Genomic DNA, 22,292 nt, shown 5'->3' with positions numbered 1-22,292 from the left:
GTACTTATGACCGCAGAGAGAGAGCATTTTGGGTCAAGGCTGGGCTTTATCCTGGCCGCCGCAGGTTCCGCCGTCGGTATTGGCAACCTGGTTGCATTCCCTGTAGCAGCCACCAAGAGCGGAGGCGGTGCCTTCTTACTGGTCTATGCTCTCTTCGTATTCGTGATCTGCCTGCCGGTGATGATGGCGGAACTCGCTATGGGACGCCGCTCGGATAAAGACCCTGTCGGCGCTTACCGAGAAATTTCCAAAGGTTCCAAGCTGTGGAGTATTCCCGGCTGGCTGGCCCTGATCACCCCATTTATGATCGCGGTTTTTTATCTGGTAGTCACCGTTTGGGTAATGGGATACCTGGTAGAAATCTTCTCCGGCAACCTGGATAAGCTCGCCACCCCAGATTTCTTTATCCACTTTATCAATACACCCACGGTATTTATTTACCTGGTAGTGCTGATGTTAATCATCAATGCCATTCTCGCTATGGGCGTTAAAGACGGTATCGAACGGGCCGCAAAAACCCTGATGCCCATGCTGTTTGTAATGTTATTAGGGCTGGTGTTCTTTGTACTGACCCTGGATAACGCCGCCCTGGGCTTGCAGTACTACCTGGTACCCGACTTCAGCAAAATTGACGGCAACGTAATCAGCAAAGCCATGGCCCAGGCCTTCTTCTCCCTGTCTCTGGGAATGGGCATCATGATTACCTACGGCTCCTATATGAAGAAGAAGGACTCCATCCCCGGTTCTTCCCGTGCCGTAGCGATTACTGACACCTTGGTAGCCTTTACAGCCGGTCTGCTGATTTTGCCGAGTATTTTCCACTTCAATCCACAAATCGATCCGGCAGAACTGAGCGACTCCTCCGCCGGTATGATCTTCCTGTTCCTGCCGAAGATATTCCTCGCTTTACAGGACGGAATCGGCTACATAGGCGCTAGCGCAGTAGCGGCCACCTTCTTCTTCCTGGTACTGGTTGCCGCAATCACCTCGCTGGTTTCCATTATCGAGGTGCCCATTGCCACCCTCCGCGACGAGCGCAACATGGAACGTAAGAAGGCCATCTACATCGTTGCGGCAGTTCAATTTGTGCTGGCCATCGCTTGCGCCGTATCATTCGGTATGGCCACTTGGTTTACAGAGTTTGTACAACTGGCCGGCGCAAACAAGTCGTTCTTCGATTTGGTGGAGATCATCTTCTACGACACCATCCTGCCTTTAAACGGCCTGCTGGTATGTCTGTTCGTGATCTACAAATGGAAGAAATCCAATTTTGATAAAGAGCTGCAAGAAGGTGACAGCGACTTTGCAGGCTCGTTTTCGCAAAAATACGTTAACTTCTCCCTGGGCACTTTTATCCCATTGATACTGCTGCTTATCTTTATCAATACCGTGGCCCTGAAGTTTTTTGGACACAGTTTTATATAGTCACTCGTAGTTTTCATGGCCAAGAAAAAGAAAGCACAAACATCCAATACCATCGCCCTCAACAAGAAGGCCCGCCACGACTATTTCATTGAAGAAAAGTTTGAAGCGGGCGTTGAGATGAAAGGCTGGGAAGTCAAAAGCTGTCGGGAGGGCAAAGCCCAACTGACCGACAGCTATGTCATTTTTAAAAACGGGGAAGCCTGGTTGCTGGGTGCCAACATCCAGCCCCTGCCCAGCGCCTCCACCCACTTTGTCACCGAGCCCGACCGCACCCGTCGCCTACTGCTCACCAAGCGCGAATTAGCCAAGCTGATCGTCGCCGTTGAGCAGAAAGGTCACACAGTGGTTGCCACCGCTATGTACTGGAAAGGGCATTTGGTGAAGTGCGAAGTCTGCCTGGCCAAGGGTAAGGCGAGCCATGACAAGCGCGAAACTGAGAAGAAACGCGATTGGAACCGCGAAAAGCAGCGCCTAATGCGCTCGACGCACAAATAGTGCACAGTGAACCATTAGAAGAATAATTACGGGATTTACCATGAGTGCACCGCGAGGACAGTTCAGCTCGAATATTGGCTTTTTGATGGCCGCGGCGGGTTCCGCCGTTGGTCTCGGCAATATTTGGGGCTTTCCAACCAAGGCCGCCAGTAACGGCGGCGCCGCCTTTGTAGTCGCCTACTTATTTCTAGCCTTTGCGCTCGCCTACCCAGCCCTGATGGCGGAACTCACCATCGGCCGCCACGCGCGCCGCAATATGGTGCAAGCGCTGCGCTCCATTTCCAACGGGCCCATCAGCCGCTTTTTCGGAGGCCTGACCGGCTTCGGCGGTATCCTGGTGGCCTCACTTATCCTGAGCTTCTACGCCATTGTGGCGGGCTGGATGGTCGCGCACCTGGCCGAACCTTTCGCCGGCCTGTTCGGCGCCCAAGAGGCAGCCCAGTGGTTGGCCGGCAACAGCACCGATCGCAATATGATCATGACCGCTATCTTCAGTGGTCTCACCATGCTGATTATCGCCAGTGGTGTTGAGAAGGGGATCGAGCGCTGGTCCACCCTGTTGATGCCATCGCTGATCATCCTGTTATTGCTATTGATCTGCTACGTACTCACCCAGCCCGGCGCCCTGACCGGCCTGGAAGTGTACCTGATGCCCAACTTCGACCACTTCACCCCGGATCTGCTGATCTCCGCCATGGGTCAGGCCTTTTTCTCCCTATCCCTGGGTGTAGGCACCATGCTGATCTACGGCTCCTACCTGAGCCAGCAGGAGAGCCTGCCGCGCCTTGGTGCCCTGGTAACCCTGATTGATGTGGGCATCGCATTTACTGCAGGCCTGTTGATCCTGCCCGCCATGTACGTAGCCCAGGAAGCCGGTACCCAGATCTTCTCTGCCGACGGTTCCCTGATCGCCGGCCCGAGCCTGATCCTGCAAGTGCTGCCCGCGCTATTCGACACCATGGGTGAAGCCGGGATATTCGTCGCCATCGCCTTTTTTGCACTGATGGTTATCGCCTCCCTCACCTCCTCCATTTCCATGCTGGAAGTGCCAGTGGCATTCTCTATCGAGAACCTGAATATCCCCCGCCGCATCGCCACCCCGATCGTTGGCCTGATCATCTTCGGCGTGAGCTGCGGCATCATCTACAACTTCGACGCCCTCTTCGGACTGGCAGTCAGCATCAGCACTGAATACGGCCAGCCCCTGCTCGGCATTGCCTTGTGTATCTTTGCCGGCTGGATTTGGCGCCGCGACCAGCTGCTGAGCGAACTCAAGAAAGGCCATGAAGATATCGAAAACACCCTGTTCTGGAAGATCTGGCCCTGGTATGTGCGCATCGTCTGCCCACTGCTAATCCTGACCGCTTTCGTACAGTCCATTCGCTAAACTGATCTCTCTCCCGGCGGTACCCCACCGCCGGGAACTCCCCGCCTTCCCAAGCACTCCCTCAAAGCGCCTGACTAAAGCGACTCTGATCGCACAAATGGCGAATACATAAAATTTATTGCTAACGTGAATTTTGAGGTATACTTAGATGACACACGAAAGTGTTTCTTATCGGGGATGACTTGGATTCGACGCCGGTGACGAAACCTTGGGTGCATGCCGAGATGGCAGCGAATCTCGTTAATCCAAAGCTGTATTTTATTAGTTGCCAACGACGACAACTACGGTGCCCAACTCGCTGCGTAAGCAGCTTGTGAAGCGCTAACTAAGGGTTCGTCCCTTAGCAGTCTTCAGCAAGGTTCCAGTATCGCGCTGTAGACTGTTATACAGAACTGGATCGCCGCAAGCCATACTCGTGGGTAAGCGGTTAAACAACTTACGGGATCGCCCTATACGTCCTGACCGCCGGGCTGTAATGGGTTAAATCAATAGACGGAGCTAAGCATGTAGAGCCTCTGGCAGAGTGCTGACGGACGCGGGTTCGACTCCCGCCATCTCCACCAAATTGCTGTCTCAGACAGCCCACGAAAGCCCCGCAAACCTAGTGTTTCCGGGGTTTTTGCTTATCTGGACCATCCCAGTTAATCTAAGCTAACTCGTCCAAATCCAGCCTCAAGTGGACGGGTTATTGGACGGGTTGATAGCAGTGCCACCGTCCAACCCGTCCAAAATCCATGGAAGGTGAGCTATGCCGCTGTCTGACACCAAGGTCCGCGCCCTCAAGCCACGCGACAAGAAGTACATCGAGTCCGACGATAAAGGGCTCTCAATCGAAGTGACCCCGACCGGGACCAAGCGCTGGGTATTCCGTTTCCGCCTGCATGGCAAACGCCCAGAGATGGCACTTGGGCTCTACCCAGATGTAAGCCTGAAGCGAGCCCGCGAACTCCGCGATGAAGCCCGGCAGCATGTTGCCGAAGGTGTCGACCCTCGCGATATAAAACGCGCCCGCAAAGAATCCGCCCTGGAAACCAATCGCAACAGCTTTGCCGCAGTAAGTGAAGAGTGGTTCTTAGCCAAGATGACCCACCTTTCCAAGTCGTCCAAGGACCGCGCCACCCTGGCACTCGAGCGTGACTTAAAACCCTATCTTGGTAGGCGCCCTATCTCCGAGATAGACCCGCCGGAAGTGCTGCGCTGTCTGCGCCGCATTGAAAGCCGAGGCACCCTGGAGACAGCCCACCGGGTAAAGCGAGTAGCCAGCCAAGTATTCCGCTTTGCCGTGGCCACCGGAAGGGCCGACCGTGACCCCACCACAGACCTGAGTGGCGCACTCACCCCCACTAAGAAGAGACACTTGGCAGCAATAACCGACCCCGCTGAAGTTGGGTGCCTGCTAACTGCCATAGAGGAATACCAAGGCACTCCAGCAGTGAGAGCAGCCCTAAAGCTGTCGCCGCTCCTATTCTGCCGCCCTGGAGAGCTACGCAAACTAGAGTGGACCGAAATTAATTGGGAAGCCAAGCAAATAGAGTTTCCCAGCAAAAAAATGAAAATGGGCCAGCCACACATTATCCCGCTAGCAGAACAGTCGCTGGCAATACTGCGGGAGGTGGAGCCACTAACAGGCCGTGGCAAATATGTATTCCCTTCAGCCCGAGGCCAGAGCCGCCCATTGTCTGATAACGCGGTGAGGACTGCACTCAGGTCACTGGGCTATGACAATGAAACCATGACCGCCCACGGCTTCCGCGCTATGGCCCGCACTCTCTTGGATGAGGTTCTGGGCTTCCGTGTGGATTACATAGAGCACCAGCTGGCCCATGAAGTGAAAGACACACTAGGGCGTGCCTATAACCGCACCAAGCACCTTGAGCAGAGAGCTGCAATGATGCAGAGGTGGGCAGATTATCTGGATAACCTCAAGCTTCAAACAAGCTCGACCAACGTCATAACAGCAAAATTCACCACGCACTAAATAAGGCTCAATATTCACCCAAGGAGGGAAAACAACGGCATGGATAAAGCACGAGAAAAAATGTGGCGAGAAAGCGACCTCCGCGCGATTAAACATGAAATTGAAAATGCCCGGAGCTGGAGGCCAGAGGAACGAGCGAAGTTCATTGAGGCCGACAACAGAGAAGCCGCTTTTGGACTGATGAAGCGGTTTATCGAAGCGGTGCGTGATGGGCTGGAAGTAGAACCTATTCTCTTACAATATTTCGCGGATTGCTTCTCAAAGTTCCTGAATCTCAATGGCGATAATAAATACTGGCCTGAGTGCATGAATACTTACCGCCAAGAAGGCAATCCAGGCCGCGAGCGACGTGACCGCTTGCTTAACCAAGAATATGCCGCACATCTGAATAAACCTAAAGAGAAAGGGAACAGCAAAGAAGCATTCATCAATGAAGTCATTGAAAACCCTCCCGAATATTGGGAGGGCAACCCGCCAACTAGGGATAACCTTTTAAAAATTCTCTACCCTAAAAACCACAACGAAATTCGGTCTGCTCAAGCAATAGATGCTGAACTAGAGCGCGTACTTTCTAAGGTTCCTGAATAGGGAAAATACCCCCAAGTTCCTTCCACATACAGTTAGCCCAGATTAACCCATAGTTCGTCCCCGTTAACCAACGAGGACTTTCTAAATGCGTATTCATCCACAAACCATTAACCCTGATGCTATGTATAGAGCGCATGAATGCGCTCGACTTTTTGGTATCGGTTTGAGTACATGGTGGAACTGGAGCAACACCGGCAAAGTGCAAAGAGGAGTGAAACTCGGACCAAGGACAACAGCATGGCCAGGAGACTCCCTAATCCAGCTCAAAAATCAACTAATTGCAGATTCACAGGGTTAAGGAGAGCAGCCATGAATAAAAATAACCCTAGTCAATCAAGTCGTAATATTAGTATTAAACAACGCCCCTTTACCGCTCGCCAGGAAAGAGCACTGAAAACCTTACTTAATGGTCCTTGCAGCCGTGAAAGGCTTGACCGGGTTGCAGGTGCTAGTAATGGTCCCGAAATTATTTCTCAACTCAGGAAGCGAGGAATTCAAGTTCAATGTCGTAGAGTGGCCCATATCGACCGCGACGGCTTATCAGGCAGTCACGGGGTTTATTGGCTACCTGATAGCGAGCGCCAGCGCATCAACTCCCTCCATTTACTGGGGGACTAATGGCAAGACGGAGACAGAGGCCTGAAAACGGCAGCTACATCCAATGCCCGCACCGTGTTTACGATAGCCCCCGCTTCCGGGGGCTAGGCGCCCAAGCCCATAAGCTGCTGAATAACGTCATGGTTCAGTACAAAGGGAATAACAATGGCCATCTGTCAGCCTGCTTTTCGATTATGAAGGACTATGGGTGGGCCAAAGGAACACTTTATCGGGCACTTGCGGAGCTGGAGCATTCAGGCATATTCGTCGTCACCCGAAAAGGGGTTAAAAAGCGAGGCTGCCCGACTCTGTTAGCTGCGACTTGGTTTGGGATTGATGAACCAAAGAGCGGGACAGAATTTCGGGAAGGGATTATTCCCGGGCGTCAGTCATTGGGCTATTGGTGCACCCACCCCTCAACCTGGAAGCTAAAACCAACTCTAAAGGCTCCTGCAAATTTCGATTTTACCAGTCTCATATTGGAGGACTAACTACCTCTACCTACTCCAATATGAGACAAGTTAAAGAGGGAAACAGTTGATACGAGTGCCAGCAGTACCAATATGGAGGACTAACAGCCCTTTTTTGGGCCTCACTAGTCCCATATTGGAGAGTCTTATACTTAGCCATACCCATTGTTAACCAATTCTAATACTCCTTACAGTGCGCGGGCCCCACATCACAGATTCAACTTCGAATAGCGATTAGGTAATTGGATTTAGCCTTCTGATAACTAGCACTCCAAAGGTCAGCCAAGCTTCTCCAAAATATTGGCAGGCCATTCGACGCCAAGCATTGAAAGGCTTTACACTGGGCAAGCATACTGGAGGCGTTGCGGCAAAATCCGTAACCGGGATTGGAACCCCGAAACTATCAGGCGCCCCGAAGCCGCCTACCCTGTATGCGGTTTTTTTGTGCCCAGACCTCTATGGTCTCACCCTGTTATGGTGGGCTTTCTGGGGGGCCTTGTGCCCGCCGTTCCTGATAGCGGTAGTTCCAACCCAGTCAGCCCGCCGCCCAATTGAGATTGGAACCTCAAGGGCAGCGGCTCACCCAATATCAGGAGCCCAAGCCATGGCAAATCAAGCCCCAGCTGTATCTATCCCTCAAGCTGACAACCTTATTGTTCGCTCCCTTGACCTCGCAAATCTCAGCCTGGAATCACTGAGCAAGCTGCGCACCCTCTTTCACAGCATCAGCCAGGTTTCTGAAAAGAACACCACTAGCCAAGAGCTGGCTGTTATCGGCGCCCACCTTGCTGATGAATGGGCAAACCTAATCGACTGTGAGCGGGAAGACTTGGAGCGCCTGGAGGGTGAACAGTAAGAGGCTTTTAGCTGGCTCATAGTGCAAAGGGGGCCTTGAAACAGGGCGCCCTTGCCAAAGGACCTTTAAAGTTATCCCTGAGCGGGAATTCTCGCTTTGACCCTTTCACGTTTGAAGCCTCGAAAGGTAAAGCCTTGCCGCAGGGCGGGACTATCTCATAGCTTGATTTCAAGCCGTCAGAATATAAAAACGAGCATGGGACCACTCAGACCCAAACCATTAAGAAATATTAAGGTGATATTGAGAGTTGGCAGCTCAAACCCCTAATTCGGGGTCTGATACTCTGAACGTCAGTTGAGAGGGCTTTCACCAATTCTAGTATGACCAAAGGTAAACATTGCCTTCAAGTAGTCTCTTCGACTAATGTTTTGCCCAAAGTCTCTGCTCTCACCCCAAAGGCAAGCGGCTTGTACATCTCTAGGTGAGCTATATCATCAAGCAGATTCTTCTTATCGAGATTTGAAAAAAAGGAATATTTTTCGAGTACTGCTTTGATATCACCAGTTTCAGGCCTATGAACACAATCATAAAACAGAAACATTTCTTCATACAAAGAAAGCTGAGCCCTTAAGATTCTAATATACTGCTCTTTATAATCAGCCCTACTTTTATCAATGAAGCGGAATATTTCATGCAAATTCCTAAAATAGTGACCAAAAGTATCCACCCCTACCTTTATAAATTTTAGATAAGCTTCCTCCGAAGAAGTTATCGGGTCATTTTTATCTAAATTTATTTCATCATACCATTCATTCATCCTTGCGTAATAATATGAAAAGCAAAACCTTCCTTCTAATTTTCTAGTATCTCTTAAAAAGCCTACGGTTTGGTTCATTCCGCCAATAATCTCATTGTGCAAACTTATTAGCTGAAAAAAAGTATTCTCAAAATTCTGTCTTTCTAACGACTTGCTTTGCTCCATTAGAGCTTCTGCTGAATTTCTAAGCTCCTTTGTAGAATTATTAAGCTCTTCACTCTGCATAGAAATTGTAAGTAAAAGAGCAATCAGCCCCATAAACGCAAAGATAGGGTTCAGAACCCCACCCATAAAATCTCCAAAGGCGCCCCAGACGCCACTGTCAGTGGATAACCCCCCGTTAAACGTAGATGCGTACATCGCCCCAGCGCAAATAGCGATGATGAGTGACACTGCAATTAGCCGCTTAAAATCTCTAATTAGCGACCTCCATTTTGGAGACGTATCTATTTGATTAGAATCTATTTCCATATTGAGAACTCCCTTACGGCTCAGCTGTACGATTATGTATGACATAAACGCCCCTAGTCTTGAGGCTTGTTTACATCACTTGCCACAAGAAAACAGATATGTGGCATGTGTGCCAGAAACTCAGAGGTTAATGCGGATGTGGAGCCGTGTCGATTTACCTGACTCATTAAAACAATTAAAAAGGAGGTTTTTGCAGCTCGATTCGCAAGCCACAGTCATGAGGTGCACTAACGTACCAATATGGTCTTTGTTCGCAATTCTTACTGAGAAATACTGAGGCGCTCCCCAAGCAGCACTAAAACGCATCAACATCAACCACCCCCAGGGCCAGTAAAGCGGCTCAGAGGGCCACAGAGGCCCTTTCAGCAGAGGGGGCGCCCCATTGCCACCTTCTCAGAGTTTTGCGACCAGTACGCACGGGAAAGCTGAAAGGCGGTTCTTGCGAGACAGTAGAAATAAATCGAAAAATTCCTGCCATCATGGCGAAAGTAAAGGCTTGTAACTCACGATATATTTATTATCCCACCTAGCTTAGGTATTCTACGGTGCCAGAAACATCAGGGAGGAAAGATACAAATGGGACACTACGAACAGCCAAAACCGTACTATTTGAAAGACCGCCGCGAAGTAGCTATCGATAGGTTTGCCTCAAAGAAAAATATAACCAAGGCGGACTATATGGCTTTAAAGGTCGTCGAGCAGGTTGAGAAGGTGCTTGATAAATATCGAAAAGCTGCTGGCAATATGTCGGAAGAAAAACTAGTAACCGAAGAGCATGACTCCGCTAAGCTAGGCCGACATATGGAGAAGAATGGGAAACCACACCCTGGCGGCAATTGTGATGCTCACGCCATAGTTTCTGGTTCACACCCAAGTGCTGTGCCGCAAAGGGGTATTTTAGCCGCAGTTAACATCAGAATAGACGACATAAGAAATGGGACATGGCTTCCCAGCAGAACAGCAGATACACCTCACCCTAAGATGCCCTGTGCTGTACCCCACTCGCGCATCCATAGAAATGGCTACTATCAATGGTTAGAATTCGAATTTAACACTTTAGATTTCGCCAACCTTACACCGGACAGTGTAGAGAGACTTCTAAAAGGGATAGAGTATGATTTGAAGTTCTCCAGCTTCCCAGATTGGGTTATGTTGACCGCCGATGAACTCAGAGTTTATAAGTTTTAGAAAAGCATGAAAATATACCAAGTATTTAAGAACGATTGCGACTACATGACCCCCTACTTCGAGCCTAAAGAAATCATAGGTAAACAGGGGAGTATTCGCTTTTCCTTCGACACAACGCCCAAGTCTTATGCCAGCAACTGGAAACCAATGGAGTTAAGCCTCAAATCGTGCGACTCCCCCCCTATAATTCCAACTCTTTCCAAATGGCAGAATTATTTAGTGTTGCATGAGTCTGCATATCAGGCCCTGGAGGGCGCACTAGGTCCTTTTGGTGAGTTTCTACCTTGCACACATCAGGAGTCTAAGTTCTACCTCTTTAATCCCCTGACAATCGCTGATGAACTCGACGCAGTAATACCAGGCTCTGTCACACGGAAGGAAAACTTACTCTCGGGTATTGAGTTTGATGAAAACAAGCTCAAGGATATTCCGGTATTCAGAACCAAAGAGGCTTATATCAGTATTTACTGTACTGAAACTTTTAAAGACCTCGTTGAATCTGAGAAGCTTGACGGCTTAAGTTTCACGAGCAATTTAACTCACCTCTAGCTTAATAGCGTCTGGATGGACTCTGGCCATTTTGTAGGTGCACTAGAAAGGAAGAACAAACCAGATTATTACTGTGAAATTCTACCAAGTACTTGAAGATGATAATAACTACATGACCGTCTACTTCGACCCCGATGAGGTTGAGGATAAGCGCGGGGATGATGACTTTACCATCTTCACAACCCCTCAAATTTACGCAAGTGACTGGGTGCCACTGGAACTGAGCATCAAGGCTTGTGACTCTCCGCCCTTGATTCCCACGATTTCTACATGGCTAAACTATCTCGTGCTACACGAGTCAGCGTACAAGACCCTTGAAGGTATTCTGGGCCCATTCGGGGAGTTTCTGCCTTGCACCTATCAGGGAGCCAAGTTCTATCTGTTTAACCCACTTACAATCGCTGAGGACCTCGACGCTGTAGTGCCAGGCTCTGTCACGAAAGATGACGGCTTGCACGCAAGCATTGCTTTTGATGAGGAAAAGTTAAAAGACGTTCCGGTATTTAGGACCAAAGAGTCATATATCTGTATCTATTGCACCGAGACGTTTAAGAACACTGTTGAGTCTGAAAAGCTTGACGGCCTACTGTTCAGCACCAACCTTACTCACTACTAGTGACCATCTAGCAGGCCCAATCGGTGAAGGCTGCAACAGCCGCCAGATATGGGCCTTAGCCTGAGAATACCTGAGCTTCATTTTTTAGCTGAGATTCCACAGCTCGGGCATGTTTTTACAGAACGTGTCCCATCACAGTGTTGGCACGAAGTCCTGGTATATTCGTTTGGAGAACAAGAGGCGCACTTTTGAGCAACAAGTTTATGCTTACAAACTGGACAGTAGCTTTGAGTGTTAGGCCATTCACCTTCTAATAACCGTCTTTTAGATTCTTTTTCTTTCCTTTCTTCTTCTTGAACCCTTCTTCTCATTGCTTCATGAGTATACTTATCACTAGGAAATTTAGGGGGGATAACTCTCTGATGCCTATGTGCCCCTATAGAATTATTTGCATTCCTTGATATTCGGCGTTGTTCGCGTAACATATTTTTCGAATGTGCTATCTCATTATCAAGGCTTTCATTTAGCTCCTCTCTTAGCTTATCAAGCTGCTTCTCTTTTCTTTTGTGATTAAGCCATCTTTTAGCTAAAACCTCTTCAGTTACCCATCTACGCATAGCAGCCTTATAAGTAATTCCGCGAGGCACCTTGCTCTCTAGTGAAGATAGATAATCTGACACGTCAAACTCCAAGTGGCCTGACACTTTATCAGGGTAATCATCAAGGCTTATTGCCACACGCTCTCTATGCGTGATATCGAGAAGCAGCTCATGATTTTGTATCGTTGCTATGAGCGTATACGGAATCGAAAATTCTTTGTACTCACTCACTGAATTGGTTGAAGCTTCAGTTATCGTGATTGAGTCACGACGCTTATATCCACCCTTATTCAGGCACAAAAACTCCTCATATACTGGAAGCGCTAAAGGTTCATTTTTCGCGTCAAGTAGCATCTGCCTTAGCATTTGCGCACAGACCAACTCGAAAGATAGTTCACACTCCTTTTCAGCCATTACTTCAGCGCGGCTATCATGAGCAAAGTGCCATTCCACCTTCTCACCACGCCTAGCAACAACGCTCTGCCCGCAAGAGGGACAGACACAATTACAGCTGCGCCCACGTGGCACATCTTCAACACCACAAAGTTCGCCACTTTCCCTGTTTATCGCAAATGGTATTAGTGTACTCATAACCCTATGACTCATAATCCCTTTTCTGTCGCCAATTATTACAAATAAGCTCATCTTGAAACTACAGCTGGGAAACCAGAATCTCGGCTCTTTTTATGGACTAAAAAAACTAGGCACCATGGAAGGGGAAGATTTTTCCACAATCAGTTGCCTCGCCTTATCTGAGGGCTCTCTCACGGCCAGGAAGGTTTATGCGGAACAGGACACCAGGACAAAGAGGAGCAGCGCTCTCCTGTTGACAAATGTTGACATCAGCGAAGGTTTTGTTCGCGTCAGTGCGGGGCTCCGGGAAGCCTGCCAGTGCATGCCACATTGGGCCAACCAGGGGCACAGCAGAGCTAGGTAACTTACGCGCCAAACTGGGGTTACTTTGCTCTAGTGGACGGGTTTATTGACGGGTTTTGGAAAAAAGAAAATATTTAATCTATATTTATCAATGGGTTATAGCTATTTTTCGACTCCCGCCATCTCCACCAAATTGCTGTCTCAGACAGCCCACGAAAGCCCCGCAAACCTAGTGTTTCCGGGGTTTTTGCTTATCTGGGCCATCCCAATTAATCTAACCCAAATCCAGCCATTGCAGACCCTACTGAAATCGGGCGCCTACTAACTGCCATAGACGACCCCAATAGTAAGAGCAGCCCTAAAACTACCCCCTCTCTTACTCTGCCCGCTAGAGAATTGCGAAACTTGAGTGGACGGAAATCAATTGGGATGCCAAGCACATAAAACTGCCCAGCGAAAAATGAAAATGGGCCAGCCACACATTAACCCTCTTGCTGAACAGGCTCTAGCCCTGGTCACTGGGCTATGACAATGAAACCATGACCGTCCCGGCTCCCGTGCAATGGCCCGTACTCTATTAGACCGCGATACCCGGCAGATTTAATTTAGAATTCGCGTTTTCATCAAGCAAAAACCTGAATGTGGCACATTCATCTCAAGTCAGAGAGGTGGAACACATTCTTCAATGGATTTACGAGGATAAAAGGATATGTCCATCAACGAACATGCAACCAAGATACAGGTGAGTCGACTGGTTAACACCGCTCTGACAGCGATTAAGGATAAAGATCCAAGATTTGATCAGACTCTGGTTCGCACTCTGGATCAACTCAACTTAATCAGCCGGAACCTGAATACCGCCAAACATAACGTACAGCACTTTGGTGGAGTGATGACGGCCGGCGCTCATGGACAAAACGCCTACCGAGTCAATCAATCCATGAACTCGAAGCTTGGAACCCTTTCATCACTTGAAGACTTCCTCGCAGAAGAGTGGAAAAAGCTTGGTAAAGCAGTTGACGCATATAGGACACAGCTACCATGGGAAGGCAAGACCGAATTGGAACTCCTGGATATGCTTGCGGGAGAAATCGAGTCGTTCGATAAATTACTTAAGAAAAACGTCATTCAGGTTCCAAAGCACCAGACCAATCCACACCAAACGATGACCCTTCAAAGAGAAATCACGCAATTAAAGGCAATACCCGCTCATACAGCGCCAAGTATGCTTGTCTTAATTTCCATCGGCCTTCGTTTATTTGCAATGTACGTCGGCTCTATAAGAGTGAATAGCAATAGATAATCTCGATTTCTCTTTTCGCAGTTCGCTAGGCGCTGGACATTTTTAATCCGACAGGCTCAATGCTTGTCGGAGCCTTCTAAATAAGCGGGGCAAATCAAGATTGTGTTAGGAATACCCATATTTCTACCCATTAACCTGGTTAAAACAATACCTTAAAAAAACCACTTAGCCACTCACCTCATAAAGAACAAAGCCTCACCCATCGATCATGTGATGCACTCCTTACAATACTCACGAGCTGCACCTATACACGAGAGAAAGGTTTATCAACAATCAAGCAGGCCGCTCGCCTGTTGACATCGATAAAGGTTTTTTCCACATCAGTAAGAGCCCCCGGAATGCCTACTGAGTCATGACGCATAGAGAGAGCCTAGGACACAGTTGAGCTGGATAAATCATGCGCCAAATTGGAGCTACTTTGCTCTAGTGATTAGGTTATCTGAGCTACTTTGATTAATCCAAATAAAAACCGAGCAAATACGTTAGCTACAACCAACTATTCAACTCCCGTCATCTCCACCAAATTGTTGTCTCAGACAGCCCTATTCATTCAGAGGGACTAGAAAAATAAGAAAATCAGTATGGAACTCCAGCATTTATGAGTTACCCAGAGCCGTTAAACATGACTTCTTGATCAAATTTGCCCTAAACATCGGTGATGATCAGCTTATCGAGAACATCAAACAGTTTCTTACCGGTTATAGAAAGGAGCACCCCATCAAGCAACCTCTAGTAGGGAATAGGAGAGAAAAAATACTGAGAGGCGTTCGAGCGCAAAAGGAAATGCTCCATCAGACCTTAATATACTTTTCAACACAGAGGAAAACGTCGTGGCAATCTTGACTAAGAACGCCCCTAATTTCTATAGGGGCTCCAAATGATTAGAAAAGGGACTCGTGAATGCAAAAAGTTCCTTTCCTGACTTGCCATTACAACAAAGCTAACTAATCGCTCTCAAAAATGCCGCCAGGTATCATGGCACCAAGACTAGATAAAAATAGGATATAGCCATTTCGACTAATTTTTGCTATTTCTGGTCAAAGCACTCAGGAATAATCATGCTCACGGAAATTAACCGGTACTGGAAAACTAACTTTTTGGTGCTGAGCCTCTTGATCAACTTGTCCCATCAGACCCACTACTACGCTCAAAAGCGGCCCCGGATAGGCCTTAATCTCACTTTCTGAGACTATTATTCTGACAAAAAATGATACGTCAGCACCCCAATCGCCTTCTTATCAGTTTACTTATTCATAAACAAGTGGAAAGTGTGAGTTACGAGCATTTTATGCTTCAATGGAAACGCCCCACTACCAAGCCTTCTGTGATTTATAGTTTTTCCAGAGTAAAGCCCCCTACCACTCCATAGAATTGGTACATTTTCGCAGCCGCACTGGTAGTTTCAGTATTGAAAAAAACTTTCAAGATACCGGTGTAAACCCAAACCAACCCTATTGAAATTGAAATCGCAAATAGCGATACCACAGTACTAGATAATTTTATTTAAGACTTACCCATCTGATGATAAACTCGCGATCAATATTATTAAATACCTTTTATAAAAAGTTAAAAATAATGATTTTCAACAGCGCCGAACCTATGCATAGGAAAAATAACTTAAACTAAATTTATCTCCTCACATCAAGAAGCGCTGAAACCAGAAAAATTATAAAATGCCAGCATACTATAGTAGGCATTCTTTTGCGGATATTGAGAAGAAAATTTCTGGAGTCTTTTATATACCTGTCAGGGTGGTTTTCACCATCTAAACGTGTCTTGAAAAAGCAGAAAAATTATAAAAAAAACCTATAGTTTACACACATCACAGGTGTACTGTATCACCTAGGGCAAGGGTCTTAAAGCATATAAATATGACAGCAAGCTTCTACTTTCTCTACCTTGAAAAATAGCATTACTCTAATTACTGTGAATCACCACGAAAACATTCAAGGCAGCAAGAACTTAAATTAAGTGATTAGCAACGTCAGAGAGTCCTAGGTTGAATAGGCCATATGTGATCAGGACTATCGAAAAAGGCGATGGCCCAGGTGCGGCAATAGTTTTGGCCAGACTTTTACTGAAAAAATAATCACTACCAGTGAGAAAAGAGGCGAAAAATGTTGGTATTGAGAAGCAACTGATCCGTTAATTGGGCTCTTAAAATCTGACTTTCTGCGACCAAGAAACTTCCTTAAAGGCGCCCTCGGTGATGTGTTCAATCTTTTCATGGCCTCATGCACCTGACATTTAAGAAAATGAATGATTAAGGTACTTTCACAGTTTTTTAAGCCTTAAACTCACGCTCGCTGACAATATGGCTCTTTTGCATACGCCTTGAAAGCTGAAAATCCATGCTCCCCCGTAATAGAGATGAGTGTTTGTTTCTTTAGGGTCGACTACTTAAAAAGGAGGTTAACTATGCATGTAAAACCGATTCTGCAGTATCTTACAGTGACCACTTTGGTTGCATTACTGCAGCCCGCGGCAGCCGACCCGGGGGAAAAAGCTTCAGAGCCTCACTCTCTGCAATTGAGCGTTTCCCCCGAAGGCCTGCCTAGGGCAGAGAGCAACAGGCAAACCAGGCCGGAGGTTATCAGATATCGTTCAGATGAAGAGGTGCGCATTATCATCGAACTGCACGGACCTTCCGCTGCGGAGCAAGCTGGCTTGCAAGCATCGGACGCTGTCGGCACACAGCGGGATATGCACGCTTTCGCCGCCCGGCAACAGGAGCTAGGTCTGCACCAGCAACAAATGGTCGCCAAACTTCAACAACACAAACTGATTTCAAGCCACCGCCACCGCTTCACTCGTGCAGTCAACGCTATCAGCGCAACCGCCAGGGTGGATCTGCTGCCCGCTATTGCCGCCATGCCTGAGGTGCGCGCCGTAACGCGAGACCGGCAGGTACGCGCTTTTCAGACCGAAAGTCCACAGCAGGTACGCGCCCCCGAGGTATGGGCTATGCGCGACGCGCAGGACAGGGCCATCAAAGGACATGGAACCAGCATTGCTATTATCGATACCGGTATCGATTACACCCACGAAGATCTGGGAGGCTGTTTCGGCAGCGGTTGCCGCGTGGCTGGTGGCTACGATTTCGTGAACGGTGATAGTGATCCGATGGATGACGACTTCCATGGCACCATGGTGGCCGGCGTGGCTGCGGCGGTGGCACCCGAAGCCAAGCTCTACGCCTACAAAGCGCTGAATAGCAATGGCTTTGGTAGCGAGAGCGACATTATCGCCGCCATTGAGGCTGCGCTGGACCCAGACGGAGATCCGCAAACGGACGACGCAGTGGACGTGATAAATCTGAGCCTGGGCGGCGCCGGTGGAAACAACTCGGCTGCGTCCGTCGCTGCCAACAATGCCATGCGCGCCGGTGTTGTAGTGGTCGCCGCCGCCGGCAACGACGGGCCTCGTCTCAACTCCATTGGCAGTCCCGGTTCCGCAGAGGAAATAATTACCGTGGGCGCGGTGGATGGGGCGGGCAACTTGGCGGACTTCAGTTCTCGAGGCATGTTCGGTACCAGCCTGGACCTGAGCAGCAATAGCATCAAGCCGGAGATGCTCGCACCGGGTGTAGACATCACCAGTGCCAACCTGGGCGGTGGCCTCCGCACCGAATCAGGTACTTCTTTTGCCGCGCCCCATGTGGCAGGAGCCGCAGCACTACTGCGCCAGCTGCATCCTGAACTAACCAGCGCCGAGATCAAGGCGCTACTGGTCAACCGCGCCTCGCAAGTGGCCGGCAAAATGGCCGAGGTGGGCAACGGGCAGCTAGATGCCTTCGCGGCTGCAAGCGCTCGTTTTCTAGTCAGCCCGCCAACTCTCTATGCAGGGCACTTTGGACAGGGCGCTCACAGCCAGAGATCCCTGCAGGTGACAATTAAAAACCTAAGCGCTCCTGTAGAATTCACAGTTGCCGACGGGGATACTTTTCCCGAGGGCGCCGACTTGGATCTTTCCACCGACCAGTTCGATTTGGAAGTGGGTTCGAGCAGAGCCGAGCTCGTCGACCTAATTGTCGATCACGGTCAGGTGCCCTACCATGAACCGCTGGAAGCCGCCTACGATTCAACGCTTGAATATTTATCTGGCGATGAGCAAGTGCGTCTGCCTGTGGCCTTTCATCGCGCAGGGGTGCTAGCCATGCGTGAATCTGAAGCGCCAGGGGACCTCTGGTACTATTCTGCACATTTGTTCAATGAGAGCTGGTCTGCTTGGGGACAGCTCTCCGATTTCGAAAGTGCTGAACCAGTCCTATATATGGCGGTGCGTGACGAGCCTATCAATATTCTATTCCGTACGTACGTTTTTGCTGATGAAGAGCAGTATGACGTCTGGCACGCATTTGAGAATCGACCCCCTTCGGATGGTGAATTGGTAGTGCCTGCAAGAGTTAAAGGGGCAGGTATTCCCCCTCTGCAAACAGAAAACGGTGAGACGCTCCTGTTTATGGATCAGGCACTTGAACTCACCTACCCCGAAATTCCCGAATTCGCTTTACACCTGAATTACAGTGGGGATGTGCCGATGGCAACCCTACGCAACCTATCCGACAACTTCCATGTTAACTATATGGGCCTGGCGGAAGAAGGGAGCGCCCCCCCCCAGGACCGCAAGCTGTATACGGTTAAGCACGGACAACAGGGCATGTCCGAAGATCTGCACTTCGATCTCAGTAATCCCGGTAGTGTGCAGTTGCTAATTGGCAACCCACTCTGGAATCAGGAGGGCTATGCCATAGGTTACGGGCTCCCTATGTACAAAGCATTTATAAACTGGTGGACGACACCGAGCGAGCTGACCCATAAATCATCACTGCTTACTTTGCATGGACGCGAGGAGGATATTACCGCTTGGCCCACATTTTTGAATTTGCATGTACCTTTAGGGGAAAATTGGACTACGGAGACCCACAGCTACGATATTTCCATTGGCCGCACGGTCTACCGCAAGCTGCGGCGTAGCGATGAAGACTTCACTATCCCCGAAGTAATACTGGAGCGGTCCAGTGGAATCATGCTTATGGGCCAGGGGCCCATGTATTTTTCCGGCGGTCTGCGCAATAACGGCGGCAATCACCGCTTGCTCCCCAGCAACAATGGCAACCTTTTTTCAAGCTGGATAATGGACAGCTGGGGAAACGGCTATAGACCAGAGTCCAAATACCGCGCCCTTTGCCTGCCCGGTGAAAGTGAATTGAGTAGCGACGACTTTATTCCAGAGTACCTTTTCTTCGCCGACAGCCAATGCACCTCGGTGCAGATGGATGTCGAATACACCACGTCTCTCGGTGAAGATGAATACACTTCCAGCGCCCGGATACAACTCAACAACCTAGACAATGCCACCGCGCCGCGCATCGCCATGCTGGAACTGCTGGACGACGGCGTAATTTCGCACTATGCGCGCCATAACGCCAAGCTGTATTTGTCCTTCGAAAGCCAATTGCCGCTCGACTCTGTGACCACCGAGATGGCGCTGAACGGGGGTGATTGGTTACCGCTGGAAACCGCACCAGAAGACGGTCGCTACCTTACCCTGCTGCCCGAAGTGTCGGAATCCTCCGTCGTCGACCTGCGCATTGCCGCCACAGACAATGCCGGCAACAGTGTTCAGAACACGATTCGCGGCGCCTTTGTACTGGGCTTAGATGCGGCAACGGTAGTGGATACCGATAATGACGGCGCTGTAGACAGCGAAGATGCCCAACCCTTTAACCCCCGCTTCCAGCAGGGATCGAGTTCCGGTGTGAAGTTTAATTCGGGAACTGCGAGCGATCTCGAGGCAAGTCCCGGCGAGAAGGATGTGGTGGTACAGGCATTTAGCCTGGAGACGGACGTGCAATCGGAACTCAACAGCCTGACCTTACAAGCATCCGGCAGCGGAGATGACGGACTGGAGATCGCCCAAGCAAAACTCTACCTGGATAAAAACAGCGACGGAGTCCTGAATGAGAGTGACACCATGCTTGCCAGCAGCAAGTTTGAAGCAGATGACAGCGAGCTGACTTTCCAAGTCGACCTGCCGGGACCGCTGGCGCTGGAGTCTGGCGTGAGCCATTTCATCGTCACTTATGATTTTGTGCAATGAAGGAGCGCAAACTAATGAACGGGAAAAGCTTCATACTCAAATCTGCGGTCTCCGCTCTGCTGCTATTAGCCCTGAGTGCTTGTGGCGGCGGGGGCGGGGGCAGTTCCAGTAGTTCCAACAGCAGCGGCAGTTCCGGTGGTTCCGGTGGTTCCGAATCCAAAACCTTCTCTAGCAGCATTACCGCCGTGAATATTAGCCGAAAAGATAGCGGTGATTCGCTGCCAGTATCTGAATTACCTGGTGAAGGTGCAGAAATTACGCTAAGCGAATGAATTGCTTTTGGGTATAGGGGGCTGAAAACCCTTTTTGACACCTATGAGCAAACGCCAGCTGTAGCATTCCACTTTGGATTCTGTCGCAAACTTTGCGACAGAATCCAACAATAGTCACTCTATAAGCCACCCTTATACTTTGCTCAAAGATATCTTTAGCTGTTTAGAGTTTCTTAGCCTTCTCACCACAGGTAGTTAGTACACCACAATCAAAGGCTTATTATTTCGTTAACCTGAGTAGAAACCTTATCAAAGAAGGGGCTTGGATACCCCAACTACTGGGCCAGGCCAGCTCTCAGGAGCATCAGCCAATCAGCACCCTATACAACTCGCACCTGCACAAAAATAGTCCCCAACTCCCGTAGTTTGCTCTATTGGGTAGACTCATTAACGGGCTATCAAATGCACGAAATTTTTAATTAATATTTACCAAAAAATAAAAAAATATTTTCAACCGTTAACATCTCCTCTAAAGCGAAAAAGGCCAGCCGCTAGGTTAGCCTTTTCTATCACTTGCCAGTGCTCGACTCCAAGCCCCCCACGTCCTCACGCAAAATCTTTTCGGGTAATTCTTTCACGTTTTAGGTACTACTTAGCGATAAATTCCAGAATTAAATTTACTACCTAGGGTAAGAGCCGCACTAGTGAAAAACCCAAATCTATTAATAATAGACTTTGCCATCACCTTGGCTGTCAGTGATATATCAATAAAGCTCTACACTCTATACTTCAAGCACCCTTAAAAACTTAAATAAAGGACTGCCATGAGCAAGTCTGAGCACGAAGCGTTTATGCAAGCAGCCATTGAGGAAGCGCGCAAGGGCTTGGCCGCAGGAGGTGTTCCCACCGGCTGTGTAGTAGTGCGTGATGGAGAAATTATCGGCAGAGGCCACAATCAGCGTATCCAACAGGATAGTGTTATCAAGCATGCTGAAATGGACGCATTGGAAAAGACTGGAAGGTTACGAGCGGTCGAGTATCAAAAGTGCACGCTTTATACGACCCTTTCGCCCTGCCCTATGTGCAGCGGAGCCATACGTCTATACGGCATTAGGAATATTGTTATCGGTGAAAACAAAACCTTTCAGGGAGATGAACTATTACTCAGATCTGAAGGCATAAGCCTAACCATCCTAAATAATTCTGACTGTATTAATCTTATGAATGAATTTATCCAGCAGCACCCTGATATCTGGCATGAAGATATTGGCGAGTAAAAAATATTAAAATATTGAATGAAAGTGGAATTAAATCAAAAACAATAAAAGAATTATTTCTGTACATAGAGAGTGAGCATTCAACCCCTCGATTTTATGAGTACCCCACTATCCAAAGCCTCGCTACAGAGCGAGCTAGAAATACGTGATTAAAAGATAACCCAGCTAACACAGAGCCGGCATGCATTAGCTCAGTTTATTGGCGAACTTCTACCAGATAGGGGTTAGCTTTTTTCTTTTATCATTTAGACCAGAGTCGTGCGGGTTTCCCGTCATGAATATCGTGCCACATCGCATTTTCATCCCCACCAAAAAGCCCAGTCTTATCCGGCTCTTCAAAATCTGATAACAGCTTTTGGCACGTTATTTAGCCCTCTCCTTCCTCCGCTTTTCATATCCAAGGGAACGTTTTTGATCTGTCACACAATACTCATCCAGTAGCAATAACCTCAAGAGCAATGGATAAAACCTTTGCTGCTGCAATAGTCCCGTAACTTTTCACCGAAAGGCTCCATTTAGAACATCCCAATAACGGCGCAAAAAATGTTATCAAAAAAAAGACTTCAACATTTTCCCTGATAATGCCTTCGACTTTGTTGGCTGGTG

17 protein-coding genes and 1 other RNA gene are annotated in these 22,292 nt (G+C 48.7%); 16 read left to right on the top strand and 2 right to left on the bottom strand.

Going from position 1 to position 22,292, the window contains the following annotated elements; genetic code table 11:
- Positions 1 to 6: 6 nt before the first annotated feature.
- From ACJJIS_RS02795 to ACJJIS_RS02755, 9 genes are all read left to right on the top strand, one after another.
- Positions 7 to 1,425, top strand: a complete 1,419-nt coding sequence (locus tag ACJJIS_RS02795; protein ID WP_444915565.1) for a sodium-dependent transporter — start codon at positions 7 to 9, stop codon at positions 1,423 to 1,425.
- 15 nt (positions 1,426 to 1,440) lie between these two features.
- The gene (smpB, locus tag ACJJIS_RS02790; RefSeq protein ID WP_445355710.1) at positions 1,441 to 1,920 is read left to right on the top strand and encodes an SsrA-binding protein SmpB; all 480 of its coding nucleotides are present in this window, start codon (positions 1,441 to 1,443) and stop codon (positions 1,918 to 1,920) included.
- A 40-nt stretch (positions 1,921 to 1,960) separates the two neighbouring features.
- Complete coding sequence (locus tag ACJJIS_RS02785) at positions 1,961 to 3,307, top strand: sodium-dependent transporter (protein WP_475709434.1); 1,347 nt, start codon at positions 1,961 to 1,963, stop codon at positions 3,305 to 3,307.
- Between the two features lie 173 nt (positions 3,308 to 3,480).
- Positions 3,481 to 3,870, top strand: a transfer-messenger RNA (tmRNA) gene (gene ssrA, locus ACJJIS_RS02780).
- A gap of 185 nt (positions 3,871 to 4,055) precedes the next feature.
- On the top strand, positions 4,056 to 5,285 hold the full coding sequence (locus ACJJIS_RS02775; protein ID WP_475709433.1) for a tyrosine-type recombinase/integrase: 1,230 nt from the start codon (positions 4,056 to 4,058) through the stop codon (positions 5,283 to 5,285).
- Between the two features lie 39 nt (positions 5,286 to 5,324).
- Complete coding sequence (locus ACJJIS_RS02770; protein WP_475709432.1) at positions 5,325 to 5,873, top strand: hypothetical protein; 549 nt, start codon at positions 5,325 to 5,327, stop codon at positions 5,871 to 5,873.
- Positions 5,874 to 6,182: 309 nt separating this feature from the next.
- Positions 6,183 to 6,491: a hypothetical protein gene (locus tag ACJJIS_RS02765; RefSeq protein ID WP_445355707.1), complete on the top strand. Its 309-nt coding sequence runs from the start codon at positions 6,183 to 6,185 to the stop codon at positions 6,489 to 6,491.
- Entirely contained in the window at positions 6,491 to 6,961 is a 471-nt protein-coding gene (locus ACJJIS_RS02760) for a hypothetical protein (RefSeq protein WP_445355706.1), read from the top strand. The genes ACJJIS_RS02765 and ACJJIS_RS02760 overlap by 1 nt, the downstream gene beginning before the upstream one ends.
- 583 nt (positions 6,962 to 7,544) lie before the next feature.
- Positions 7,545 to 7,796 (top strand): hypothetical protein, encoded by a 252-nt coding sequence (locus tag ACJJIS_RS02755; protein WP_475709431.1) that lies wholly within the window; start codon positions 7,545 to 7,547, stop codon positions 7,794 to 7,796.
- 343 nt (positions 7,797 to 8,139) lie between these two features.
- On the opposite strand, the gene ACJJIS_RS02750 is transcribed toward ACJJIS_RS02755, so the two are convergent.
- Positions 8,140 to 9,024 (bottom strand): putative phage abortive infection protein, encoded by an 885-nt coding sequence (locus ACJJIS_RS02750; RefSeq protein ID WP_475709430.1) that lies wholly within the window; start codon positions 9,022 to 9,024, stop codon positions 8,140 to 8,142.
- Between the two features lie 576 nt (positions 9,025 to 9,600).
- On the opposite strand from ACJJIS_RS02750, the gene ACJJIS_RS02745 reads away from it, so the two are divergent.
- The 3 genes from ACJJIS_RS02745 (at position 9,601) to ACJJIS_RS02735 (ending at position 11,377) form a co-directional block, all read left to right on the top strand.
- The gene (locus ACJJIS_RS02745) at positions 9,601 to 10,212 is read left to right on the top strand and encodes an AHH domain-containing protein (RefSeq protein ID WP_475709429.1); all 612 of its coding nucleotides are present in this window, start codon (positions 9,601 to 9,603) and stop codon (positions 10,210 to 10,212) included.
- A 6-nt stretch (positions 10,213 to 10,218) separates the two neighbouring features.
- On the top strand, positions 10,219 to 10,761 hold the full coding sequence (locus ACJJIS_RS02740) for a hypothetical protein (protein ID WP_475709428.1): 543 nt from the start codon (positions 10,219 to 10,221) through the stop codon (positions 10,759 to 10,761).
- A gap of 73 nt (positions 10,762 to 10,834) precedes the next feature.
- Positions 10,835 to 11,377, top strand: a complete 543-nt coding sequence (locus tag ACJJIS_RS02735) for a hypothetical protein (protein WP_475709427.1) — start codon at positions 10,835 to 10,837, stop codon at positions 11,375 to 11,377.
- A 77-nt stretch (positions 11,378 to 11,454) separates the two neighbouring features.
- On the opposite strand, the gene ACJJIS_RS02730 is transcribed toward ACJJIS_RS02735, so the two are convergent.
- Positions 11,455 to 12,561 (bottom strand): competence protein CoiA family protein, encoded by a 1,107-nt coding sequence (locus ACJJIS_RS02730; RefSeq protein WP_475709426.1) that lies wholly within the window; start codon positions 12,559 to 12,561, stop codon positions 11,455 to 11,457.
- A gap of 940 nt (positions 12,562 to 13,501) precedes the next feature.
- Here ACJJIS_RS02730 and ACJJIS_RS02725 point away from each other — a divergent pair.
- The 4 genes from ACJJIS_RS02725 (at position 13,502) to ACJJIS_RS02710 (ending at position 21,686) form a co-directional block, all read left to right on the top strand.
- A complete protein-coding gene (locus ACJJIS_RS02725) occupies positions 13,502 to 14,095 on the top strand; it encodes a hypothetical protein (protein WP_475709425.1) in 594 nt (197 codons plus the stop codon).
- 2,418 nt (positions 14,096 to 16,513) lie between these two features.
- A complete protein-coding gene (locus tag ACJJIS_RS02720) occupies positions 16,514 to 20,197 on the top strand; it encodes a S8 family peptidase (protein WP_475709424.1) in 3,684 nt (1,227 codons plus the stop codon).
- A gap of 14 nt (positions 20,198 to 20,211) precedes the next feature.
- Positions 20,212 to 20,469 carry a hypothetical protein gene (locus ACJJIS_RS02715; protein WP_475709423.1) on the top strand — a complete coding sequence of 86 codons (258 nt, stop codon included), beginning with the start codon at positions 20,212 to 20,214 and terminating at the stop codon, positions 20,467 to 20,469.
- A 764-nt stretch (positions 20,470 to 21,233) separates the two neighbouring features.
- Positions 21,234 to 21,686, top strand: a complete 453-nt coding sequence (locus ACJJIS_RS02710; protein ID WP_475709422.1) for a nucleoside deaminase — start codon at positions 21,234 to 21,236, stop codon at positions 21,684 to 21,686.
- Positions 21,687 to 22,292 lie beyond the last annotated feature (606 nt).

It is taken from the genome of Microbulbifer maximicatervae (SeqCode), from assembly GCF_056231245.1.
This window is presented reverse-complemented; position numbering and strand designations above follow the sequence as displayed.

What these genes read in the sequence shown, in the direction of transcription:
- ACJJIS_RS02795 (WP_444915565.1), top strand. Translation starts at nt 7, where the DNA reads ATGACCGCAGAGAGAGAGCATTTTGGGTCAAGGCTGGGCTTTATCCTG.
- smpB (WP_445355710.1), top strand. Translation starts at nt 1,441, where the DNA reads ATGGCCAAGAAAAAGAAAGCACAAACATCCAATACCATCGCCCTCAAC.
- ACJJIS_RS02785 (WP_475709434.1), top strand. Translation starts at nt 1,961, where the DNA reads ATGAGTGCACCGCGAGGACAGTTCAGCTCGAATATTGGCTTTTTGATG.
- ACJJIS_RS02775 (WP_475709433.1), top strand. Translation starts at nt 4,056, where the DNA reads ATGCCGCTGTCTGACACCAAGGTCCGCGCCCTCAAGCCACGCGACAAG.
- ACJJIS_RS02770 (WP_475709432.1), top strand. Translation starts at nt 5,325, where the DNA reads ATGGATAAAGCACGAGAAAAAATGTGGCGAGAAAGCGACCTCCGCGCG.
- ACJJIS_RS02765 (WP_445355707.1), top strand. Translation starts at nt 6,183, where the DNA reads ATGAATAAAAATAACCCTAGTCAATCAAGTCGTAATATTAGTATTAAA.
- ACJJIS_RS02760 (WP_445355706.1), top strand. Translation starts at nt 6,491, where the DNA reads ATGGCAAGACGGAGACAGAGGCCTGAAAACGGCAGCTACATCCAATGC.
- ACJJIS_RS02755 (WP_475709431.1), top strand. Translation starts at nt 7,545, where the DNA reads ATGGCAAATCAAGCCCCAGCTGTATCTATCCCTCAAGCTGACAACCTT.
- ACJJIS_RS02750 (WP_475709430.1), bottom strand. Translation starts at nt 9,024, where the DNA reads ATGGAAATAGATTCTAATCAAATAGATACGTCTCCAAAATGGAGGTCG.
- ACJJIS_RS02745 (WP_475709429.1), top strand. Translation starts at nt 9,601, where the DNA reads ATGGGACACTACGAACAGCCAAAACCGTACTATTTGAAAGACCGCCGC.
- ACJJIS_RS02740 (WP_475709428.1), top strand. Translation starts at nt 10,219, where the DNA reads ATGAAAATATACCAAGTATTTAAGAACGATTGCGACTACATGACCCCC.
- ACJJIS_RS02730 (WP_475709426.1), bottom strand. Translation starts at nt 12,561, where the DNA reads ATGAGCTTATTTGTAATAATTGGCGACAGAAAAGGGATTATGAGTCAT.
- ACJJIS_RS02725 (WP_475709425.1), top strand. Translation starts at nt 13,502, where the DNA reads ATGTCCATCAACGAACATGCAACCAAGATACAGGTGAGTCGACTGGTT.
- ACJJIS_RS02720 (WP_475709424.1), top strand. Translation starts at nt 16,514, where the DNA reads ATGCATGTAAAACCGATTCTGCAGTATCTTACAGTGACCACTTTGGTT.
- ACJJIS_RS02715 (WP_475709423.1), top strand. Translation starts at nt 20,212, where the DNA reads ATGAACGGGAAAAGCTTCATACTCAAATCTGCGGTCTCCGCTCTGCTG.
- ACJJIS_RS02710 (WP_475709422.1), top strand. Translation starts at nt 21,234, where the DNA reads ATGAGCAAGTCTGAGCACGAAGCGTTTATGCAAGCAGCCATTGAGGAA.